Raw genomic sequence first — 19064 nt, 5'->3', positions numbered from 1 at the left:
AGCTGTTAAATGGTTTGTGGTGCCTTGAAAACCAAGGCCACCGATAAGGTTAGCCTTCGGCCGAAGGGTCTTCGGCGGCCAGGGCCGGCTCGACCGGAGCGACGGCGGCGCCGAGGTCGACGCCCGAGGCGACCTGGCCGGCGGCCAGACCGTCGAGGATCGCGTCGGCCAGCAGGTCGCAGTACAGTTGCAGCGCGCGGGCCGCGTCGTCGTTACCCGGGACCGGATAGGTGATGCCGTCGGGATCCGAGTTCGAGTCGAGGATGCCGATGACCGGGATGTTCAGCTTGCGGGCTTCCTGGATGGCGATCGATTCCTTGTTGGTGTCGATCACGAACATCAGGTCGGGCACGCCGCCCATGTCCTTGATGCCGCCGAGGCTCAGTTCCAGCTTTTCACGCTCGCGCGTCAGGGTCAGCAGTTCCTTCTTGGAGCGGCCGGCCGGGTTGGTGTCGAGCACCTGCTCCAGTTCACGCAGACGCGCGATCGAACCCGAAATGGTGCGCCAGTTGGTCAGCGTGCCGCCGAGCCAGCGGTGGTTGACATAGTACTGGGCCGAACGCTTGGCGGCCGTTGCGATCGGGGCCTGGGCCTGGCGCTTGGTGCCGACGAACAGGACGCGGCCACCGGCGGCGGCGACTTCGCGCGCCTTCAGCAGGGCCTGGTGGAACAGCGGCAGCGACTGCGACAGGTCGATGATGTGGATGTTGGAGCGCGAACCGAACAGGTAGCGTTCCATTTTCGGGTTCCAGCGGTGCGTCTGGTGACCGAAGTGAGCGCCGGCTTCGAGCAGGAGGCGCATAGAGACGTCAGGCATAGCCATGGATAGATCTTCCTTCTTCCGATAATCCTCCGCAGACTAAAAAGCGATACGAACTGTACCGCCTCGGAACGTCCCTCCCGGGCTGCCGGGATTGGCAAGGCAAGGAGCGGCGTACGTCTGCGTGTGAGATGACGCGCACCTAGTCACAAATCTGGGAAAAAGCAACCCTCAACAGTACAAAAAATGGAGGGATTGAAACGATTTGAAGCGCGGTGGCGATGGGAACCACGCGGCGTTGAGCTGAAAAATGCTATCAGACATCCTCGAAGTACAGGACGCCCGGCATGCTTTTCAGCCGCCCGCGCAGTTGTGCGTCGAGACGGTAACGCTGCGGCAGCTTGAGCTCGATCTCGCCCTCTGCGCCGACCTCGCCGAACAGGCTGATCTCACCGCCCTGCGGCGACTTCGACTCTTCGAGATAGGTGCGAAGCTGGGCCAGGTCGACGACCTGGCCCAGGTGCACGCGCAGGCCCATGTCGGACGTATTGAGCGAATTGGCCATGGGCATGGCGTCGTCGCCGAAGAAGCGCACCTCGCCGTCCCTGCCCTTCGAGCGCACCTTGAGCACGATAGAGCCGCCAGGCTCGAGATGGTCGCGGTTCTTGCGCAGCGATTCGGGCGGGAACAGAACCTCGTATTCGCCGGTCGGGTCCGACAGGGTGACGAAAGCGAACTTTTCACCGGAACCCGCCGCGGCGCGTTCCTGGCGGCGACGCACCACGCCGGCCATACGGAAGGCTTCGCGGCCTTCCTGCGCCAGGGCCAGCGCTTCGGCGTAAAGTGTGACGTTGCGGCGCTTGAAGACGTCGAGCATATCCTGGAGCGGGTGGCCCGACAGGTAAAAGCCGATCGCCGCCAGTTCCTCGTCGAGGCGCTCAGGCCCGGACGTCGCCTGGACATTGACGATGCGCGGCCGCGACGCCTGGCTGGAGCCGAACAGGCTGACCTGCGACGAGGCGCGCTCGGCCGCCATGCTCTGGGCATAGGCGATGTACTGGTCGGCGCATTTGACGATCTGGGCGCGGTTGGGATGGATCGAATCGAAGGCGCCGGCCTTGGCCAGGTTTTCGATGGCGCGTTTGTTGACCGCCTTGGGATCGATGCGCTCAAGGAAGTCGAAGATATCGGTGAAACGGCCGCCCTCCTCACGCGTCTGGACGACGCTGAGCATGGCTTCGAAGCCGACATTGCGGATGGCGCCCAGCGCATAGAGGATTTCGCCGTTTTCGACGTCGAAATCGGCCATGGAGCGGTTGATATCGGGCGGGACGATGGTGATGCCGAAGCGGCGGGCGTCCTGGTAGAAGACCGCCAGCTTGTCGGTATTGGTGATATCGAGGCTCATGGTCGCGGCGAAGAACTCGACCGGATGGTTGGCCTTGAGATAGCCCGTCTGGTACGAAATGAAGGCGTAGGCGGCGGCGTGCGACTTGTTGAAACCGTAGCCGGCGAACTTGTTCACCAGTTCGAAGATTTCGTCGGCCTGCTTTTCATCGACGCCCTTCTCCTTGGCGCCCGAGATGAAGCGGACCTTCTGCAGGTCCATTTCCTCTTTCTTCTTCTTGCCCATGGCGCGGCGCAGCAGGTCGGCTTCGCCGAGGCTGTAGCCCGACAGGACCTGGGCGATCTGCATCACCTGTTCCTGGTAGATGATAACGCCGTAGGTTTCCTTCAGCACCGGCTCGAGCGTCGGGTGCAGCATGTCGATCTCTATGCGGCCGAACTTGCGGTCGACATAGGTGTCGATATTGTCCATGGGGCCCGGACGGTAGAGCGAGATCAGGGCGGTGATCTCTTCCAGCGAGCCGCAGCGCATCTTGCGCAGGGTGTCGCGCATGCCCTGGCTTTCAAGCTGGAACACGCCGATCGACTGGCCCGACGCCAGGAGCTCGTAGGTTGCCTTGTCGTCGAGCGCCAGCGTCGAATAGTTGATGTCGATGCCGCGCTTCTTCAGGTATTTCTGCGCGCGGTCGAGCACGGTCAGGGTCTTGAGGCCCAGGAAGTCGAACTTGACCAGGCCGGCGCTTTCGACCCACTTCATGTTGAACTGGGTGGCAGGGATGTCGGAGCGTGGATCGCGGTACAGCGGCACCAGTTCGGTCAACGGCCGGTCGCCGATAACAATGCCGGCGGCGTGGGTCGAGGCGTTGCGGAACAGGCCTTCGAGGCGCAGCGCCGTATCGAGAAGGTTGCGGACGGTGTCTTCCTCGTCGCGCGCCTGCTTGAGGCGTGGCTCGATCTCGATCGCCTGGGCCAGCGTCGTCGGATTGGCCGGGTTGTTCGGCACCATCTTGCACAGGCGGTCGACCTGGCCCAGCGGCAGTTGCATCACCCGGCCGGTGTCGCGCAACACGGCGCGCGCCTGCAGGGTACCGAAGGTGATGATCTGTGCCACGCGGTCGCGGCCGTACTTGTCCTGGACGTAGGTGATGACCTCTTCGCGGCGCTCCTGGCAGAAGTCGACGTCGAAGTCGGGCATCGAAACCCGCTCGGGATTGAGAAAGCGTTCGAACAGCAGACCGAAGCGCAAGGGGTCGAGGTCGGTGATGGTCAGCGCCCAGGCGACCAGCGAGCCGGCGCCGGACCCCCGGCCCGGCCCGACAGGCACGCCGTGCGACTTGCCCCACTTGATGAAGTCCGCAACGATCAGGAAGTAACCCGGGAAACCCATCTTCTGGATGACGCCGACCTCGCGGTCGAGACGCGCCCAGTAGTCTTCCTCCGGCACGGCCAGCTTGACCTGCTTCAGGCGTTCCTTCAGGCCCTCGCGCGCCTGGAAGGCCAGTTCCTCGTCTTCGTTGCGGCCCTGCCCCGTATCGAAGCGCGGCAAGATGGGATCGCGTTTGGCGACCAGGAAGGCGCAGCGTTTGGCGATTTCGATCGTGTTGTCGCACGCTTCCGGCAGGTCGGCGAACAGCGCGCGCATCTTGTCCGCCGGCTTGAACCAGTGTTCGGGCGTGACGCGGCGCCGGTCCTCGACGCCCAGGAAGGTGCTGTCCGAAATGCAGAGCAGCGCCTCGTGCGCCTTGTAGAGATCCGGCGTGGCGAAGAAGGCGTCGTTGGTGGCGACCAGAGGCACGTCGTTGGCGTAGGCGTATGCGACAAGACCGGCTTCGGTCGCGCTGCCCTTGATGCCGCCGTTCGGGCTGCCGTCGTGGCGTTGCAGTTCGATATAGAAGCGGTCTGCGAAGGCGTCCTGCATCATCTTCAGCGCCGCATTGGCCTCATCGGGCTTGTTCTGGCGGAAGGAGACGTCCACGGGACCGTCGAAACCGCCCGACAGCAGGATCAGGCCCTCGCTGTGTGCGCACACCTGCTCCCAGGTGACGTGCGGTTCGGTGAAGCCGTCATTATCGACGAAGGCGATCGAGGACAGCTTGGTGGCGTTGAGATAGCCCTGCTCGTTCTGCACATAGACGACAATGGTCGGGATGCGCGCCCAGCGTTCCGGCGGGGTTCCGCCGATCCCCTTGACCGGGAGGGCGCAGGCAATGAGGGGCTGGACGCCGGCGTCCTTGCAGTACTGCGAAAATTCGAGGGCGCCGTAGAAGTTACAGCGGTCGGTGATGGCGACGGCCGGCATGCCGTTCTTGGCCGCCAGCTTGGCTGCGTCCGACGCCTTGATGGCGCCTTCGAGCAGCGAATAGGCCGAACGGACCCTGAGATGGATAAAGTCTCCACTCATGACAGCCCTCCGACCTTAAGCGCAATCCGACAAAGTGTGACGCACTTTTCGGACAAATTGCGCGACAAAAATAAGCGTGATGGAATCAGACCATCGACACCGCGTGACACACAACGAAGACAAAAGCGGCAACCGCGGTGAAAGACAACACGTGATGCAGGGTCGCGACCATTTTTCCACACTCCTGATTTTGCAGCGTCATTGGCGAAGCGTTCTGTTCGCCTGTGAGCAATTCACGTTATGTTCTATATTCGCTGTTTGTTCTCACCGCAAGGGGATTCTGTGAACTATGAGAACAAAATGAGAAATGTATTTTGAATCAGCGACTTATTGGGCTGCTTCAGGAACGAACGGTACAAGCACTCCGTTCTCCAGTTTGACCACACGGTCCATATGCCGGGCCAGGTCCAGGTTGTGCGTGGCGATCAGCGCCCCTACGCCTTCGGCCTTCACGGTCGCTTTCAAGGCATCGAACACGGCCCTGGAGGTCGCCGGATCGAGATTGCCGGTCGGTTCGTCGGCCAGGAGCAGGCGCGGCCTGTTGGCCAGAGCCCGGGCGATGGCCACGCGCTGCTGTTCGCCGCCCGACAGTTGGGCCGGCTGGTGGTCGAGACGTTCGGCCAGGCCCAGTTCCGTCAACAGGTCGCGCGCCCTCGCCTCCGCGTCTTTTTGCGACCGGCCAAGAATGCGCATCGGCAGGGCGACATTGCCCAGCGCCGTATATTCCGGCAGCAGATGGTGGAACTGGTAGACGAAACCGATCTTTTCCAGGCGCGCGCGGGTGCGGCGGCGTTCGTCGGCACGGGCGAAGTCCTCACCGTCGATGACGAGGCCTGCATTGGGCGCTGCTTCGAGCAAGCCCACGGCATGGAGCAGCGACGACTTGCCCGAGCCCGACGGCCCGACAAGACCGACGAATTCACCCGAGCCGATATCAAGGTTGGCACCTTTCAACACGGCCAGCGACTTACCGTCGCCCAGCGCGTAATCGCGATGCAGGTCACGTAAACTGAGGACCGGCTTATTCATATCGAAGCGCCTCCACGGGCTCGAGCTTGGCGGCCCACAGCGACGGGAAGAGCGTCGAGATGCAGGCGGCCAGCAGTGAGCCGATGACCACGAAGGCGACCTCGCCCGGCTCCATCCGGGCCGGCACGTGGTCGAGATAATAGATATCGGGCGGGAACAGCTTGGTATGGAAGACCCATTCCAGAACTTGCTGGATCTGCTTGATATAGGTGCAGAACAGCGCGCCCAGCACCAGCCCCGACAAGGTTCCCGCCGCGCCGATCGAGCTGCCCGTCAGGAAGAAGATGCGCGACACTGACGAGCGGTCGGCGCCCATGGTCCTGAGGATGGCGATGTCGCGGGTCTTGTTCTTCACCAGCATGACGACGCCCGAGATGATGTTGAGCGCGGCGATGATCACGATGAAGAACAGGATGAAGCGCATGGCGACGCGTTCGACCTTGAGCGCGCCCCACAGTGACGAGAACTGCTCGGTCCAGTCCTGGTACATGGCGCCCTCCCCTGCGGCATGAACGATGGGCTGGCGCATCTGCGCGATGTCGTAGGCCAGTTCGGGCTTTACCTTGACCTCGACCATGTCCCATTCGTCCTCGCGGTCGAAGAAGAGCTGGGCCTGTTGAATCGGCATGTAGATGGTCGCCTTGTCGAAATCGCTGACGCCCGAATGGAAGATGCCGATGATGGTGTAGCTCTTGCGGCGTGGTGTCGAGCCGAAGGCTGTCGAGCCGCCGGACGACACCAGGGTCACGCTGTCACCGGCATTGAGCCCCAGGCGCGTCGCCAGGCCGTCGCCGACCGCAATGCCGTCGCCGCCGTAATCGCCCTGGCCGAAGCTGTCGAGGGAACCACCCTTTTCGATCGTTTTCGCGATGATCGGGGTGTTGCGAAGCGAGTCCGGAGAGACGCCGCGCACATAGGCGCCGTCGATGTCGCCGGTGCCGCTCTGGATAAGCGCGGCGGCGGTCAGGTAGGGCGTGACCTGGGTGACGCCCGGCACCGCGCGGACGCGGTCAAGCATCTGGTCGCGGTGCGCGAAATCGTTGAGCGGCCGGCCGTAGATGACCGCGTCGCCGCCGAAGGCCAGCAGCCGCGTCACCATCTCGGTCTGGAAGCCGTTCATGATCGACAGGGTCGAGATCAGCGCGGTGACCGCGAGCGTGATGCCGACATAGGAAATGATGGCGATGACGGCGATGCCGCCATCCTTGCGCCGCGTGCGCAGGTAGCGCATGGCCAGGCTGACTTCCCAGCCCTTGAACCCGAACAGCGTGCGCAGCCAGTCCATCTTATGCTTTCGTCAGTTGCGCCAGCGCGGCTTCGAGCGGCAGGACCTGGCGTTCGCCGGTGGCGCGGTCTTTCAGTTCGACATTGCCTTCGGCCAGGCCCTTGGGGCCGATGATCAGCTGTTTCGGGATGCCGATCAGGTCCATGGAGGCGAACTTGGCGCCCGGACGGTCGTCGCTGTCGTTATAAAGCACATCGACACCGGCCTTTTGCAGGGCCTTGTAGGCCTGTTCGCACGCCGCGTCGACGGCTTCGTCGCCGGCGCGGAGGCTGATCACGGCGACATCGAACGGCGCGACGCTTTCCGGCCAGATGATGCCGTTGTCGTCGTGGCTGGCTTCGATGATGGCGCCCAGCAGGCGCGACACGCCGATGCCGTAGCTGCCCATGTGGACGTTGATGTCCTTGCCGTCGGGGCCGGACACGGCAGCCTTCATCGGCTTGGAATATTTTTCGCCGAAATAGAAGATATGGCCGACCTCGATGCCCCGCGCGGACAATTGCTTGTCCGACGGCACGGCGTTGAACGCGGCTTCGTCGTGCATTTCCTCGGTGGCGGCGTAGAGCGCGGTGCGCTGGTCGACATGGCCTTGCAGGTTGTCCCAGTCGACGTCGTCGCCGGGCGCCGGCATGTCGACCAGGTCCTTGTGGCAGAAGACAGCGCTTTCGCCCGTATCGGCCAGGATGATGAATTCGTGCGACAGGTCGCCGCCGATCGGGCCGGTGTCGGCGCGCATCGGCACGGCCTTCAGGCCCATGCGCGAGAAGGTGTTGAGATAGGCCACGAACATGCGGTTATAGGCCTGGCGTGCCGACGGTTCGTCGATATCGAAGCTGTAGGCGTCCTTCATCAGGAATTCGCGGCCGCGCATGACGCCGAAGCGCGGGCGCTGCTCGTCGCGGAACTTCCACGAGATCTGGTAGAGGTTGAGCGGCAGGTCCTTGTATGAGCGGACGCTGGCGCGGAAGATGTCGGTGACCATTTCCTCGGCCGTGGGCCCGTACAGCAGGTCGCGCTCGTGGCGGTCCTTGATGCGCAGCATCTCCTGGCCGTAGTCGTCGTATCGGCCGCTTTCGCGCCACAGGTCGGCCAGTTGCAGGGTCGGCATAAGCAGCTGGACGGCGCCGGCCTTCAGCATTTCTTCCTCGACGATGCGCTCGACCTTGCGCAGGACGCGCAGGCCCAGCGGCAGCCAGGCATAGATGCCGGCGGCCTCCTGGCGGATCATGCCGCAGCGGAGCATCAGGCGGTGCGAAACGATCTGGGCTTCGGAAGGGTTTTCTTTGAGCAGCGGCAGGAAGTAGCGCGACAGGCGCATGGGGAGAATCCGTCAATTAGAAAAGTCGGCGCAGCCTAATAAGGCGGACCGCCGGTGTGAAGCGCCGAAGCGACAAAAATAGGGCGAAATGTCAGCCGGTTCCGGTTCAGACCGGAATTTGCGGCAACGGAATGTGAACGACGTTGATCACGATCACCGCGATCAGCCATATGACCAGCGCCACCAGCGTATTCAGCCTGACCTTCTTGCCGAGATTATGCACGGCCGGCGCTCCGGGATCTTCACCCTTTCCAGGCGTGATCCCGGCCTCGTGCTGGCTGACATTGCCGCCGATCGGCAACACGGCGAAGAAGGTGACCCACCAGATCATCAGGTAGATGGCAAGCCAGGAGATGATTTTGGTGAACATCGTGACGGTTCCCTTTCCAACGGCGCTCTATCGCCGTTGGCAAGCGCGACTGCGCGCCCGAGCTTGTGTGAGGAGCCATGCGGCGCTTGAGCTGAAAAACAGCCTCAGATCAGGCCGAGGCTTTCATCCACCCCTAATACCAGATTGAGGTTTTGTACAGCCGCGCCCGACGCGCCCTTGCCCAGGTTGTCGAAGACCGCGACCAGGTTGGCCGTCTGCATGTCGTCGTCGCCGAAAACGTGGATCAGAAGCTGGTTGGTGTCGCGGAACTGGTCGGCATCGACCGCCTTGGCGGCAGCCGATTCCTCGGCCGTGGCGACGCGCACGAAGCGTTCATCGGCATAGTGGGCCTGGAGCAGGCTACGGATCGCCTCCACGTCCGGCTCGTCCGGCAGCGCCCACAGGTGCAGCGGCACTTCGACGATCAGGCCTTGTGGGAACTTCGCCACGGTCGGCGAGAAGATCGGCGGGTTTTCAAGGCCCGAATAGAGCTGCATTTCCGGCAGGTGCTTGTGCGCCAGCGCGGTTGCGTAGACGCGCTCATGGCCCTGCCCGCTTTCAAACTCGGCGATCATCGACTTGCCGCCGCCGGTATAGCCCGACAGCGAGGTCGCGGTGATCGGGAAAAACGGTGGGATGATGCCGAGTTCGGCCAGCGGCCGGACAAGCGCGATGAAGCCCGTGGCGTGACAGCCGGGATTGGTAATGCGTTTCGATGCGGCAATGGCTTCGCGCTGGCCGTCCGTCATTTCCGGGAAGCCGTAGGTCCAGCCTTCGGCCACGCGGAACGCGGTCGAGGCATCGATGATGCAGGTGTCGGGATTTTCGCACAGGGCGGCGGCTTCGCGCGCGGCGTCGTCCGGCAGGCACAGGATGACAGCGTCCGCCGAATTGATCGCATCCTTGCGGGCGTTCGTGTCCTTGCGGTTGGCGTCGGACAACTGGATCAGCTGGATGTCGTCGCGCTTTTGCAGGCGCTCGCGGATTTGCAGGCCCGTCGTGCCGGCTTCGCCGTCGATGAAGATTTTGTGGGGCATGGTGGGCTCCTGCGGGCAAGAATTTCTACGGTGAAGACCCCTCCACCGCTTCGCGGTCCCCCTCCCCATGCTTCGCATAGGGAGGAGAAGCCAATAAAAAAGGCGCTTCGGAAACCGAAGCGCCTTTTAATGCAACGAATTGCGCTGCGATTAACGCTTCGAGAACTGGAACGAACGGCGAGCCTTGGCGCGGCCGTACTTCTTACGCTCGACGACGCGCGAGTCGCGGGTCAGGAAGCCGGCGGCCTTCAGCGTCGGGCGCAGGCCCGGTTCGAAATAGGTCAGGGCCTTCGACAGGCCGTGGCGGATGGCGCCGGCCTGGCCCGACAGACCCGAACCGTGGACCGAAACGATGACGTCGAATTGCGACGCGCGGTCGGTCAGGTTCAGCGGCTGGGCGATCATCATGCGCAGGACCGGACGGGCGAAGTAGACTTCCTGTTCGCGGCCGTTGATGATCCACTTGCCGGAGCCCGGCTTGATCCAGACGCGGGCGACGGCGTTCTTGCGCTTGCCGGTGGCATAGGCGCGGCCGTACTTGTCCAGTTGCTGGACGCGCTCGACCGGAGCGGCGACCGGGTTGGACGACAGGGCAGCCAGGGCGTCGAGGCCTTGGGCCGGGGCGGTTTGTTCTTGAACTTCGGCCATTATCAGACGCTCCGGACGTTCTTGCGGCTCAGGGCCTTGAAGTCGACGACTTCCGGGTTCTGGGCTTCGTGGGGATGGGTGGCGCCGGCATAGATGCGCAGTTGCGTCATCTGCTTGCGGGCCAGCGGGCTTTCCTTGGGCAGCATGCGCTCGACCGCCTTGGTCAGCACGCGCTCGGGGTAACGGCCGCCGAGCAGTTGGCCCATGGTGCGGGTCTTGACGCCGCCGGGGTGGCCGGTGTGCCAGTGGAACACCTTGTCCGTCAGCTTCTTGCCGGTGAAGTGCACCTTGTCGGCATTGATGATGATGACATTTTCGCCGGTGTCTACGTTCGGCGTATAGTCGGGCTTGTGCTTGCCGCGAAGACGCATGGCGATGAAAGCGGCGAGACGGCCGACAACGGCGTCCTCGGCGTCGATCACGATCCACTTCTTCTCGACATCGGCGGGCTTGCGGGCCGCGGTTGTGGACGTCAACATAAGAAAAATCCTTTTGGGTCGCACGGACACAAAGCCTGTGCGGCGAAGAGGCGCGTCGTATACGGGAACACCCTTTTCCTGTCAACGCATTATTTTTCGCAAAATTCCCTAAATCTATCTGATTTTGTTCGAGAATTTTTAATAGGTATTAAATTACCTTATGAAAATCCGCTGCGGCGGAAGGCGCGTTCGGCACGGAATATGCTCCAGGCCAGGATCAGGCTGAGCGTCAGCAGCAACCCCGCCGTCAACTGGTGCGCCAGGGCCAGCCAGAAGTTCACCTGCGTATACAGGGTCGCGATACCCAGCGTGGCTTGAAGCGTCGCCGTGCCCGCCACGGCCCAGGCCAGCAGTTGCAGGCCGCTGTCCTGGGCGCGGCGCGACACCAGGAAGGCAAAGAAGACGGCCAGCGTCCACAGGAGGTAAGCGTTCATGCGGTGCATGAACTGCACGACGCCCTGATCGTGGAACAGCACCATGCCGATACCTTGGCCCCAGTCGGTATAGGGCACGAAGCTGCCGTTCATCATCGGCCAGTCGTTATAGACCAGGCCCGCCTGGTTGCCGGCGACCAGCGCGCCCAGCAGGCATTGCAGGTAGACAAGACCGGCGATGATGCCGGCCGCCAGGCGCCATTTGAACGGAGCGCCGCGGTGCCTCGCCTCGCCCTCGCCCGCCTCGAGGCCCGTCCACAGGGTCCAGCCGAGTAGCAGGAAGGCCATGCCGAGGTGGAACATCAGCATTTCCGGCGCCACGAAGACGCGCTTGGACAGGCCGGACGCCACCATCAGCCAGCCGACCAGGCCCTGGAAGGCGACAAGGCCGATGGCCACCCAGCTGCGCCAGAAGATGCGCGCCGGGATTTCCGACATCAGCCAGAAAAAGACGAAGGGCAGCAGGTAGACGACGCCCAGCAGGCGCGCGATCAGCCGGTGCGACCATTCCCACCAGTAGATGCTCTTGAACTGCGCGACCGTCATATGCGGATTGAGCTGGGTGTATTGCGGGATCTTCTTGTAGTTGGCGAATTCCATGGCCCAGGCGGCGTCGGAGCCCGGCGGGATGATGCCCGAGATGGGCTTCCATTCGGTGATCGACAGGCCGGACGTCGTCAGGCGCGTGGCGCCGCCGACGACCAGCAGGACCAGGATGGTGAAGACCGCGGCGAACAGCCAGGCGGCGACGGTCGGCGAGCGCAGCGGCAGCCGCGCGGTGCGGCGGTGCTTGCGCCCGGCCTGGGCGATGGCGGAGTTGGATGACTTGAAGGGGGACCGCACTATGACGCCTCTTGATACGAAAGCCCTGTCTGCGGCTTGCCGTCTTCGCCGGGAAACGATAGGTTTGATGAAAACGGCGGTGCGCGACCGGGGCGATGTTGCCCATACAGCCCTGGCGATTTCAAGCCGGCACGAACAAAAAGACGAGGCAAAGCAGAATGACTGCGGAAAACTACATCCTGGCCATCGTGGCCGGCCTGATCGCCGGCTGGATCGCCAACCTGATGTCCAAAAGCCGTTTCAGCTTTCCTATCAACCTGTTCGTCGGCATCTTCGGCGCCATTCTGCTGAACTTTTTCCTGCGCTCGGCCGAGAAGATCGACAACCGCTTTTTCTCGGTGCTGTGGGTGTCGCTGGCCGGTTCGAGCGTGCTTTTGCTGCTCTTCCACCTGACGCGCCGATTCGAGCGCCGCTGAGTCATGGACGCCCCGCGTAAAGGCCTGAGTCTGCCCGTCCGCCGCGCCATCGCCTGCGCCGGCATCCTGGTCTTCGTCATCGTCTACATCATGGTGGCCAGCGACATCGGCCGTCACCTGCCTGGCAATCCGCTGATCCAGCTTCTGTTCTACGCCCTGGCGGGGACGCTGTGGGGCGTGCCGGTCATCCCGCTGATCTCGTGGTCCGAAGCCTACCGGCGCAGGAAATGAGCGACCGCAGCCCCGATACCACGCCGAAGCCGCTGGGCAAGGGCCGCATCGAGGCCTTCAGCGACGGCGTCATCGCCATTATCATCACCATCATGGTGCTGGAACTGAAGACGCCCGAAGGCTTCGATCTGCAAGCGCTTTCAACGCTTTGGCCGACATTCTCGATGTATGTCCTGAGCTTTGTCTATGTCGGCATCTACTGGAACAACCATCACCACATGCTGCACGCCGCCCACCGAGTCAGCGGCGGCGTGATGTGGGCCAATTTGCACCTGCTGTTCTGGCTGTCCCTGGTGCCCTTCACCACGCGCTGGATGGGGGAAAGCCATTTCGCCACCTGGCCGGTGGCTGTCTACGGCGCGTCGCTGTTCATGCCGGCGATCGCCTATACCATCCTGGTGCGGCGGCTGATCGCGGTCAACGGCCGCGACAGCGAACTGGGCCGGGCGATCGGCGGCGACGTCAAGGGGATTGTCTCCCTGGTCATCTATGCCCTGGGGATCGCCCTCTCCTTCTGGCAGCCGCTGGCGGGGCTGGCCTGTTATGTCACGGTGGCCCTGGTCTGGCTGGTGCCGGACCGGCGCATAGAGCGGACCTGAACGTCAGGCCGGGGTTTCTGCGCGCCTGAGGAACGGCACCTTCACCGTCAGGTAGGTCGCCGCCCGCCAGATCCATTCCAGCGGCCCGTAGACGAAGACGCGGAACCACAGGTGCGCGAAGACGAGCTGAACGGCGAAAAAGGCAATGCCCAGGCCCAGGGCCTGGATCTGGGTGAGTTTGGCGTGCCAGCCCAGCCCGAAGCCGTAATAGAGCGGTACGAAGACCACGCCCTGCATGATGTAGAGGGTCAGCGTCATGCGTCCGGCGGGCGCCAGCAGACGCAGGACCGGCCGGCCGATGCCGAGATAAAGCTCGACCATCAGCATGACGGCGAAGACCATCTGCGACAGGTTGACCAGGCTGTCGAGGACATCGCCGAAGACGCCAGGCGCCGCGTACTGGTTGGGCTGGTGCGGGATAAGGCCGGTCAGCGCCGGATGGGCGAAGTGCAGCGTCAGCCCGACGATCGCCGCTATGGCCAGGGTGATACGGCGCGCGGTCGTGAAGGCTTCGGGGCGGGCAAAGAAGCCGATGCGGCCGAGGACGAGGCCGACCATGTACAGCCCGACGATCTGCATCATGCGGCCGGACTCGATGTAGTACCACCACTTGACCTTCTGGCCCTCGAACATGTTGAGCCGGATCATCTCAAGGAAGGTGCCGTGGATGTACACATCGTTGTGGCCGGCGGTGTAATAGTGCGGCGGCCGGTTGGCCCACTCGGCGCCCTGCGACGCCTGGAAGCTTCGCCACAGCATCTGCGGCTGTAACAGGCAGACGACGCCGCACACGGCGAGGATGGTGTTGTTCCTGATGCGATCGAGCGGAACGAGGATCAGGCCCAGCGGCGCCAGCAGTTGCAGGACTTCGCCGTTATAGATCAGACCGTAAAGCCAGCCGAAGGCGAACAGGATGAACAGCCGCCAGACGAAGCGCGCTGAAAAGTCGATGCCGCGCCGGCTGGCGCGGTCCATGATGATGAAGAAGCTGAGGCCGAAACACAGGGCCAGCAACGAGAACGACTTGCCTTCGAACAGGCCGAACACGACGTCGTGGACCACGCTGGGCGTCGGGTGCGACCAGTACAGCCCGAAAAACTCGACGGCATGGGCCATGAACAGCCCCATGATGGCATAGCCGCGCAGGACGTCGACGACTTCCATACGCTCCGTGAAGCGCACTGCCGGCTGTGTCATTCCCCTGCCTCGCTTTAGTGTGATTACTTTCACGCTAAGGGCAAATGACAAGGCTGTCAATTACGGGGTGTAGTCGCTGGGGAGGTCCGGCGGCGGATCGTCCGGTGGCGATTTATAGCCGGTTATGAAGATCGAAACGAAGCAGGCGATGGCGCCGCCGATGACGAAGACCAAGGCGATGGACCAGAAGATCGTCATAGCGTTTGCGCCGCTCAGCAAGAGCTGGTTCTGTAGGCGCTTATATACACGACCTTGCCCTTGTCGGTCCGCACCGTGAGCGTGTCTTCTTCGGTGCAGTTGCCGCTGAGTTTGGCTTCGCGGCGCCAGGCGGACCAGTTGGCCGCTTGCAGGCCGGGCGCGCCCAGGCGCCCGGTAATGTCGGTCTGGGCTGCGCCGAGGGCCATGAAACCGTCGACGGACACGGTATCCTTGAGCGGCGCGCACGACGGGGAATTGGCGGGCGCGGCCACGCCCCACATGGTGACGTCGGCCACCGCGCCGCCATTGATCTCATAGGAGCTCAGCCAGACGCGCTGATGTTGCGCCGGTAGGTCGTAGCACAGCCACTGCATCGCGCTGCCGGCATCGCCTTCGCGCTCGATCTGGCCGCCGAAGCGCTTCTGGACATCCGTCAGGCGCGTCTGCTCGAACTGACCGGACCAGGTGCCGATACTGAAGGTTCTGGCGAAGGCGGTCTGGCCGGGCTTGGCTGCGTCCGCATCGATCAGCGGCGACGGCGGCGAAAAGCGCGGTCCGGCCGCCAGCGCGCTTCCGGCAAAAGCCATAAGTCCCAAGGCCGTCAGAATCGCGCGCATGTCCATCCCTCCCACTCGTCCGGCAATCATAGCACAGCCGTCTGTGCCATGCGCAGTTTTATAAGCTGGCATCGTGCGCAGTCTACGGCTTCGGCGCATCCGTAGCCGAGGTCGGGGTGTTTGTCGCAGGTACCGCTTCAGGCGCCGCCGGGTGGGCAACAGCGGCGGCGCTGCCCCAATGGTAGTCCGGATCATTGGGCACGCCCTTCAATTCAAGGGCGTAGATGCCGTTATAGCCGCATGCGGCCTGGCTGCCGTTCATATAGACGGCCGGGCGGATGGTGTCGGCTGCCGACTTGCCCGCCAGCCATGCTTTCGGCGCCTCCAGCGACAGGTCGGGGCCGAGATCGGCGGCCGACAGGTCGAAGCTGCCGGCATACACGACCTGGCCGGCCTCTACAGGGAAGGACGGCGAGCCCATGCAGAAGCCGATATCGGCCACCATGCCGGCGACCGCGGCGATGCGCCAGCGGCCGGGGGGCACGGCAAAAGCGGCGAACGACCCGTCCCTGCCCGCATCCTTGAGCTGGCCGACGGTTATGAGGTCGGGCATGTGGTCATCGAGCGCCGGCCGGACGTTCGGGTCCGTTCCCATGCGCGCCAGGGTCAGACGGACGCCGTTATTGTTGCTGGTGCCCGTGACCCGCATGACAATGACGCCGGCCTCGGGCAGGGTCGTGGCGATCTGATCGGGCGTCAGGCCTTTTTGGGGCCACTTCTTGTCGATCTGGATGGCGGTCGGTCGCGCTTCCAGCGACATATCGACCTTGTCGAGTGAGGTGCCGGTGACGGCCGTCAGGCTTAACAGACCATCATTATTGTGCGCAGGGCGGAAGTAGAGGTAACGGGTGCTTGCCGAAGCCGCGTCGTTCTTGAAAGTGCGGACGATTTCGCCATGCGGCTGGTCGGCCCCTGTCCACGGCGCAAGGTGAACCGCCAGGTCTGCAGGGGCCAATTGCGCCAGGCTCAGGCCCTCGTCTTGCGGCAGTCGAACAACACGCCAGCCGCGGACGACCATGCAGTTTTCGAAGGCCGCCGCGTAGACGCCACGGCTCCAGCCGGCGACCATTTGGGCGACGATGATATTGCCGATCACGCCGCCGACAATATTCGCTGTCTCGCCCCGCATGGTAAAGCCTTTGGGGTCGACGTACGTGTAGATGTAGGTCTGGCCATACTGAATTTCCGCATCGCGGGAGCGGACCTTATAAGCCTCGGCCGCGCAGGCCTTGACCGCGTCCGTATGGTCGGTGGCGCTCGTACCCGGCAGATTGTAATATGTATAGCCCTTGGTCATGTTGCCCATGCCAATCACGTCGGCAGCCTGGGACATGGCCGGCGCGGCAAGCGTCATGACGGCAGCGGCCGCGCACATGACGTGGACGGACAGACGCGATTTAAAAACGTGCATGGATTTCCCCCGAAATAGCCCTGGGCTGAGGCGTAGCATGTGGCGTGGCATTATTGAACCGGTATTTCTGCCTGAGACCTTTTGGGCACATGTCCGCCGTCACTGAGCGTCCCGAGGTTGCCGCCCTGCCCGATCCGTGGTTGAGTGCAAAGGTTAACGAGATTCATCTGGGGGAATATCATGTCGTCCGTTTCTTCCGCCGCTATTGTCGCGGTCATCGGCCTGCTGGCGGCCGTTCCGGCTTTCGCGGCGCAGGATGTCGTCGCCAACGCCGGGCCCGTGCCGGTCACGGCCCAGCCGCACAGCTTCGTGCCCGCTTTCGAGGACGCCCTGGGCGGCCATGGCGCCGTCGCGGCGCCGCTGAAGGCGATCGACGGCCTGGCCTCGGCATCCGACGCAACGGCCATGGATTTCCCGGTCGACGGCGCCCATCGGGCCGCCGAGGACAAGGGGCAGGACGTGGTGGCGACCACCGCCGGCGTCTGCGAGGCCTATTTCGCGCAGTCGCAGTCGCTGACGGCTTCGCTGGCGGCGGCGTTCAAGGGCATGGCCGCGGGCGACAAGGCGTCGCTGCAGGTGCTGCTGCCGACCATGCAAAAGCAGCTGGACGACATCCTGCCCTATGAAATGAAGGCCGAAGTCTGCGACGGCAACCATATCAACGCCTACACCAGCTACCAGTTCTTCGAACTGAACCTGGCGCGGCAGTACAATGCGGGTGGAGGCTTCCCCGCCAACCTGCCGATCGTCAAGCAGCCGGACCTCAATCAGCAGGCCCTGGCCTATGCCGTCGGCTGGACGAAGTACGAACTGGGCGACTTCGACGGTGCGGCTGCGGCCTATGGCAAGGGCCTGGCCATGTTTCCGCACCAGCACATGCTGCAACAGGAATATGTGGCGGCGCTATTCCAGCTTCACCAGGGGGCGCAGGCGCTGAGCTTCATCGACGGCGTATTGGGGACGACCTACGATCTCACTGATGAAGAGCGCGCCAAGATGTTCGAAGGCCGCGGCGTCGCCCTGCTGATGATGGGCGCGCTCGATCCGGCGATCGATTCGCTGGGCGTCGCGCAGAAGTATCATTACACGGACGAGGTCGCCAAGCTGCTGGACCAACTCGACCAGATGAAGGCGGCAGCGGCGAAGAAGTAGGGTTAGCTGACCGCGACAGGATTGGGTCGCGTCGCTCCTCGAACTCGCATGCAGGTTCGAATGCATGACGTCAGACATAAAAAAGACGGACGGCCCTGAAGGACCGTCCGTCTTTTTTAATGGTCGGAGCGACAGGATTCGAACCTGCGACCCCTTGACCCCCAGTCAAGTGCGCTACCAGGCTGCGCCACGCTCCGTCATTGTCTCCGTGAGGAGAGACGCGGCTTATAGAGACGAAAAACGACAGCCGCAATCCCTGTGGCTGCAATTCCGCCAATTTTTCCACTGTGTTGGATGAGCGCCGCTGACCGCGACAGGATTGGCTGCGCTTCGCTCCGCTCCGCCGAACTCGCGGATTGCCATGGCAATCTGCTCGTTTCGAACCTGCGACCCCTTGACCCCCAGTCAAGTGCGCTACCAGGCTGCGCCACGCTCCGTCATTGTCTCCGTGAGGAGAGACGCGGCTTATAGAGACGAAAAACGACAGCCGCAATCCCCGTGGCTGCAATTCCGCCAATTTTTCCACTGTGTTGGATGAGCGCCGCTGACCGCGACAAGATTGGCTGCGCTTCGCTCCGCCGAACTCGCGGATTGCCATGGCAATCTGCTCGTTTCGAACCTGCGACCCCTTGACCCCCAGTCAAGTGCGCTACCAGGCTGCGCCACGCTCCGTCATTGTCTCCGTAAGGAGAGACGCGGCTTATAGAGACGAAAAACGACAGCCGCAATTCCCGTGGAGACAATTTTCCACCGTTGTTGGACGTTTACCGGCTTACCCGTACTTCCCCGACCCGGTATTGCGTCCCAGCTGACGCCCCAGCGTCGCCTGGGCTTCTTCCAGCGACCGGGCGATATCCAGGAACTTCTCCCGCGTCGCCTGCGACAGGCGCTGGGCGGCGGCGAGGTCGAACTCCGTGTCGAGCGAACCGGCTTCGGCGACGGCGTCCGGCACGTCGTCGGCCTCGATCAGGCCGCCCTCGGTGGCGATCAGCTTCTCACCATTGACCTTGAGGATGGCCTTCTGGCCCTCGTCCTTGAACAGCTTCTGCACGCCGCGGATCGTATAGCCGCGATCGTACAGCAGGGTTTTCACCCCCATCAGCATGTCGATGTCCTGCGGGCGATAGAAACGACGGCCGCCGGCGCGCTTGGTCGGGCGGATAAACGGGAACTTGGTCTCCCAGAACCGCAGGACGTGCTGTTGCACGCCCAGCATTTCGGCGGTTTCGGAGATGGTCCGTAAGGCTAAGGGCCCCTTGTTCATGGGACTTTCCTTCGGTGAGCGTTTTACT

At 63.2% G+C, this 19064-nt stretch carries 19 protein-coding genes and 1 tRNA gene; 4 read left to right on the top strand and 16 right to left on the bottom strand.

Annotated elements, in window-relative coordinates; translation table 11 throughout:
* Positions 1-49: 49 nt before the first annotated feature.
* From rpsB to AB8717_RS11550, 10 genes are all read right to left on the bottom strand, one after another.
* Positions 50-823 carry a 30S ribosomal protein S2 gene (rpsB, locus tag AB8717_RS11595; RefSeq protein ID WP_443747494.1) on the bottom strand — a complete coding sequence of 258 codons (774 nt, stop codon included), beginning with the start codon at positions 821-823 and terminating at the stop codon, positions 50-52.
* Positions 824-1076: 253 nt separating this feature from the next.
* Positions 1077-4508 (bottom strand): DNA polymerase III subunit alpha, encoded by a 3432-nt coding sequence (gene dnaE, locus AB8717_RS11590; protein ID WP_443747493.1) that lies wholly within the window; start codon positions 4506-4508, stop codon positions 1077-1079.
* Between the two features lie 327 nt (positions 4509-4835).
* Positions 4836-5537, bottom strand: a complete 702-nt coding sequence (locus AB8717_RS11585) for an ABC transporter ATP-binding protein (RefSeq protein WP_443747492.1) — start codon at positions 5535-5537, stop codon at positions 4836-4838.
* Positions 5530-6822, bottom strand: coding sequence for a lipoprotein-releasing ABC transporter permease subunit (locus tag AB8717_RS11580; protein ID WP_443747491.1), 1293 nt, complete (start codon positions 6820-6822; stop codon positions 5530-5532). Before AB8717_RS11580 ends, AB8717_RS11585 begins: the two co-directional genes overlap by 8 nt.
* Position 6823: 1 nt before the next feature.
* Entirely contained in the window at positions 6824-8140 is a 1317-nt protein-coding gene (gene proS / locus AB8717_RS11575) for a proline--tRNA ligase (RefSeq protein ID WP_443747490.1), read from the bottom strand.
* Positions 8141-8246: 106 nt separating this feature from the next.
* Positions 8247-8510: a DUF1467 family protein gene (locus AB8717_RS11570; RefSeq protein WP_443747489.1), complete on the bottom strand. Its 264-nt coding sequence runs from the start codon at positions 8508-8510 to the stop codon at positions 8247-8249.
* 104 nt (positions 8511-8614) lie between these two features.
* On the bottom strand, positions 8615-9547 hold the full coding sequence (argC, locus tag AB8717_RS11565) for an N-acetyl-gamma-glutamyl-phosphate reductase (RefSeq protein ID WP_443747488.1): 933 nt from the start codon (positions 9545-9547) through the stop codon (positions 8615-8617).
* Positions 9548-9697: 150 nt separating this feature from the next.
* Complete coding sequence (gene rpsI / locus AB8717_RS11560; RefSeq protein WP_443747487.1) at positions 9698-10195, bottom strand: 30S ribosomal protein S9; 498 nt, start codon at positions 10193-10195, stop codon at positions 9698-9700.
* A 2-nt stretch (positions 10196-10197) separates the two neighbouring features.
* A complete protein-coding gene (gene rplM / locus AB8717_RS11555) occupies positions 10198-10674 on the bottom strand; it encodes a 50S ribosomal protein L13 (RefSeq protein WP_443747486.1) in 477 nt (158 codons plus the stop codon).
* A 158-nt stretch (positions 10675-10832) separates the two neighbouring features.
* Entirely contained in the window at positions 10833-11951 is a 1119-nt protein-coding gene (locus AB8717_RS11550) for a COX15/CtaA family protein (RefSeq protein ID WP_443747485.1), read from the bottom strand.
* 158 nt (positions 11952-12109) lie between these two features.
* On the opposite strand from AB8717_RS11550, the gene AB8717_RS11545 reads away from it, so the two are divergent.
* Genes AB8717_RS11545 through AB8717_RS11535 form a run of 3 tightly spaced genes read left to right on the top strand, consistent with a single transcriptional unit; the run spans position 12110 to position 13197 of the window.
* Positions 12110-12367 (top strand): GlsB/YeaQ/YmgE family stress response membrane protein, encoded by a 258-nt coding sequence (locus AB8717_RS11545; protein WP_443747484.1) that lies wholly within the window; start codon positions 12110-12112, stop codon positions 12365-12367.
* Positions 12368-12370: 3 nt separating this feature from the next.
* Entirely contained in the window at positions 12371-12598 is a 228-nt protein-coding gene (locus tag AB8717_RS11540) for a DUF2842 domain-containing protein (protein WP_443747483.1), read from the top strand.
* Positions 12595-13197, top strand: coding sequence for a TMEM175 family protein (locus tag AB8717_RS11535; RefSeq protein WP_443747482.1), 603 nt, complete (start codon positions 12595-12597; stop codon positions 13195-13197). The genes AB8717_RS11540 and AB8717_RS11535 overlap by 4 nt, the downstream gene beginning before the upstream one ends.
* Before the next feature lie 3 nt (positions 13198-13200).
* On the opposite strand, the gene AB8717_RS11530 is transcribed toward AB8717_RS11535, so the two are convergent.
* The 4 genes from AB8717_RS11530 to AB8717_RS11515 all read right to left on the bottom strand — a co-directional run bounded on the left by AB8717_RS11530 (position 13201) and on the right by AB8717_RS11515 (position 16620).
* Positions 13201-14394 (bottom strand): DUF418 domain-containing protein, encoded by a 1194-nt coding sequence (locus AB8717_RS11530; RefSeq protein ID WP_443747481.1) that lies wholly within the window; start codon positions 14392-14394, stop codon positions 13201-13203.
* Positions 14395-14454: 60 nt separating this feature from the next.
* A complete protein-coding gene (locus AB8717_RS11525; RefSeq protein ID WP_443747480.1) occupies positions 14455-14592 on the bottom strand; it encodes a hypothetical protein in 138 nt (45 codons plus the stop codon).
* A 14-nt stretch (positions 14593-14606) separates the two neighbouring features.
* On the bottom strand, positions 14607-15209 hold the full coding sequence (locus AB8717_RS11520; protein ID WP_443747479.1) for a hypothetical protein: 603 nt from the start codon (positions 15207-15209) through the stop codon (positions 14607-14609).
* Between the two features lie 82 nt (positions 15210-15291).
* Positions 15292-16620 (bottom strand): hypothetical protein, encoded by a 1329-nt coding sequence (locus AB8717_RS11515; RefSeq protein WP_443747478.1) that lies wholly within the window; start codon positions 16618-16620, stop codon positions 15292-15294.
* Between the two features lie 180 nt (positions 16621-16800).
* Here AB8717_RS11515 and AB8717_RS11510 point away from each other — a divergent pair, with 180 nt between their 5' ends.
* Positions 16801-17772: a hypothetical protein gene (locus AB8717_RS11510; protein WP_443747477.1), complete on the top strand. Its 972-nt coding sequence runs from the start codon at positions 16801-16803 to the stop codon at positions 17770-17772.
* 120 nt (positions 17773-17892) lie between these two features.
* Here the strand turns inward: AB8717_RS11510 and AB8717_RS11505 are convergent.
* Positions 17893-17969 (bottom strand) — tRNA-Pro (locus AB8717_RS11505).
* A gap of 575 nt (positions 17970-18544) precedes the next feature.
* Positions 18545-19036: a MerR family transcriptional regulator gene (locus AB8717_RS11500; protein ID WP_443747476.1), complete on the bottom strand. Its 492-nt coding sequence runs from the start codon at positions 19034-19036 to the stop codon at positions 18545-18547.
* Between the last annotated feature and the right edge of the window lie 28 nt (positions 19037-19064).

It is taken from the genome of Asticcacaulis solisilvae (genome assembly GCF_052327315.1).
Lineage (GTDB): Bacteria > Pseudomonadota > Alphaproteobacteria > Caulobacterales > Caulobacteraceae > Asticcacaulis > Asticcacaulis solisilvae_B.
Note: the sequence above shows the minus strand (reverse complement) of the source record. Positions and strands in the feature narration are given on the sequence as shown.

Coding starts and splice junctions, on each gene's coding strand:
- AB8717_RS11545 (WP_443747484.1), top strand. CDS start 12,110: ATGACTGCGGAAAACTACATCCTGGCCATCGTGGCCGGCCTGATCGCC.
- rpsI (WP_443747487.1), bottom strand. CDS start 10,195: ATGGCCGAAGTTCAAGAACAAACCGCCCCGGCCCAAGGCCTCGACGCC.
- AB8717_RS11570 (WP_443747489.1), bottom strand. CDS start 8,510: ATGTTCACCAAAATCATCTCCTGGCTTGCCATCTACCTGATGATCTGG.
- AB8717_RS11540 (WP_443747483.1), top strand. CDS start 12,371: ATGGACGCCCCGCGTAAAGGCCTGAGTCTGCCCGTCCGCCGCGCCATC.
- AB8717_RS11530 (WP_443747481.1), bottom strand. CDS start 14,394: ATGACACAGCCGGCAGTGCGCTTCACGGAGCGTATGGAAGTCGTCGAC.
- AB8717_RS11500 (WP_443747476.1), bottom strand. CDS start 19,036: ATGAACAAGGGGCCCTTAGCCTTACGGACCATCTCCGAAACCGCCGAA.
- dnaE (WP_443747493.1), bottom strand. CDS start 4,508: ATGAGTGGAGACTTTATCCATCTCAGGGTCCGTTCGGCCTATTCGCTG.
- argC (WP_443747488.1), bottom strand. CDS start 9,547: ATGCCCCACAAAATCTTCATCGACGGCGAAGCCGGCACGACGGGCCTG.
- AB8717_RS11520 (WP_443747479.1), bottom strand. CDS start 15,209: ATGCGCGCGATTCTGACGGCCTTGGGACTTATGGCTTTTGCCGGAAGC.
- AB8717_RS11535 (WP_443747482.1), top strand. CDS start 12,595: ATGAGCGACCGCAGCCCCGATACCACGCCGAAGCCGCTGGGCAAGGGC.
- rplM (WP_443747486.1), bottom strand. CDS start 10,674: ATGTTGACGTCCACAACCGCGGCCCGCAAGCCCGCCGATGTCGAGAAG.
- rpsB (WP_443747494.1), bottom strand. CDS start 823: ATGGCTATGCCTGACGTCTCTATGCGCCTCCTGCTCGAAGCCGGCGCT.
- AB8717_RS11580 (WP_443747491.1), bottom strand. CDS start 6,822: ATGGACTGGCTGCGCACGCTGTTCGGGTTCAAGGGCTGGGAAGTCAGC.
- AB8717_RS11515 (WP_443747478.1), bottom strand. CDS start 16,620: ATGCACGTTTTTAAATCGCGTCTGTCCGTCCACGTCATGTGCGCGGCC.
- AB8717_RS11525 (WP_443747480.1), bottom strand. CDS start 14,592: ATGACGATCTTCTGGTCCATCGCCTTGGTCTTCGTCATCGGCGGCGCC.
- proS (WP_443747490.1), bottom strand. CDS start 8,140: ATGCGCCTGTCGCGCTACTTCCTGCCGCTGCTCAAAGAAAACCCTTCC.
- AB8717_RS11585 (WP_443747492.1), bottom strand. CDS start 5,537: ATGAATAAGCCGGTCCTCAGTTTACGTGACCTGCATCGCGATTACGCG.
- AB8717_RS11510 (WP_443747477.1), top strand. CDS start 16,801: ATGTCGTCCGTTTCTTCCGCCGCTATTGTCGCGGTCATCGGCCTGCTG.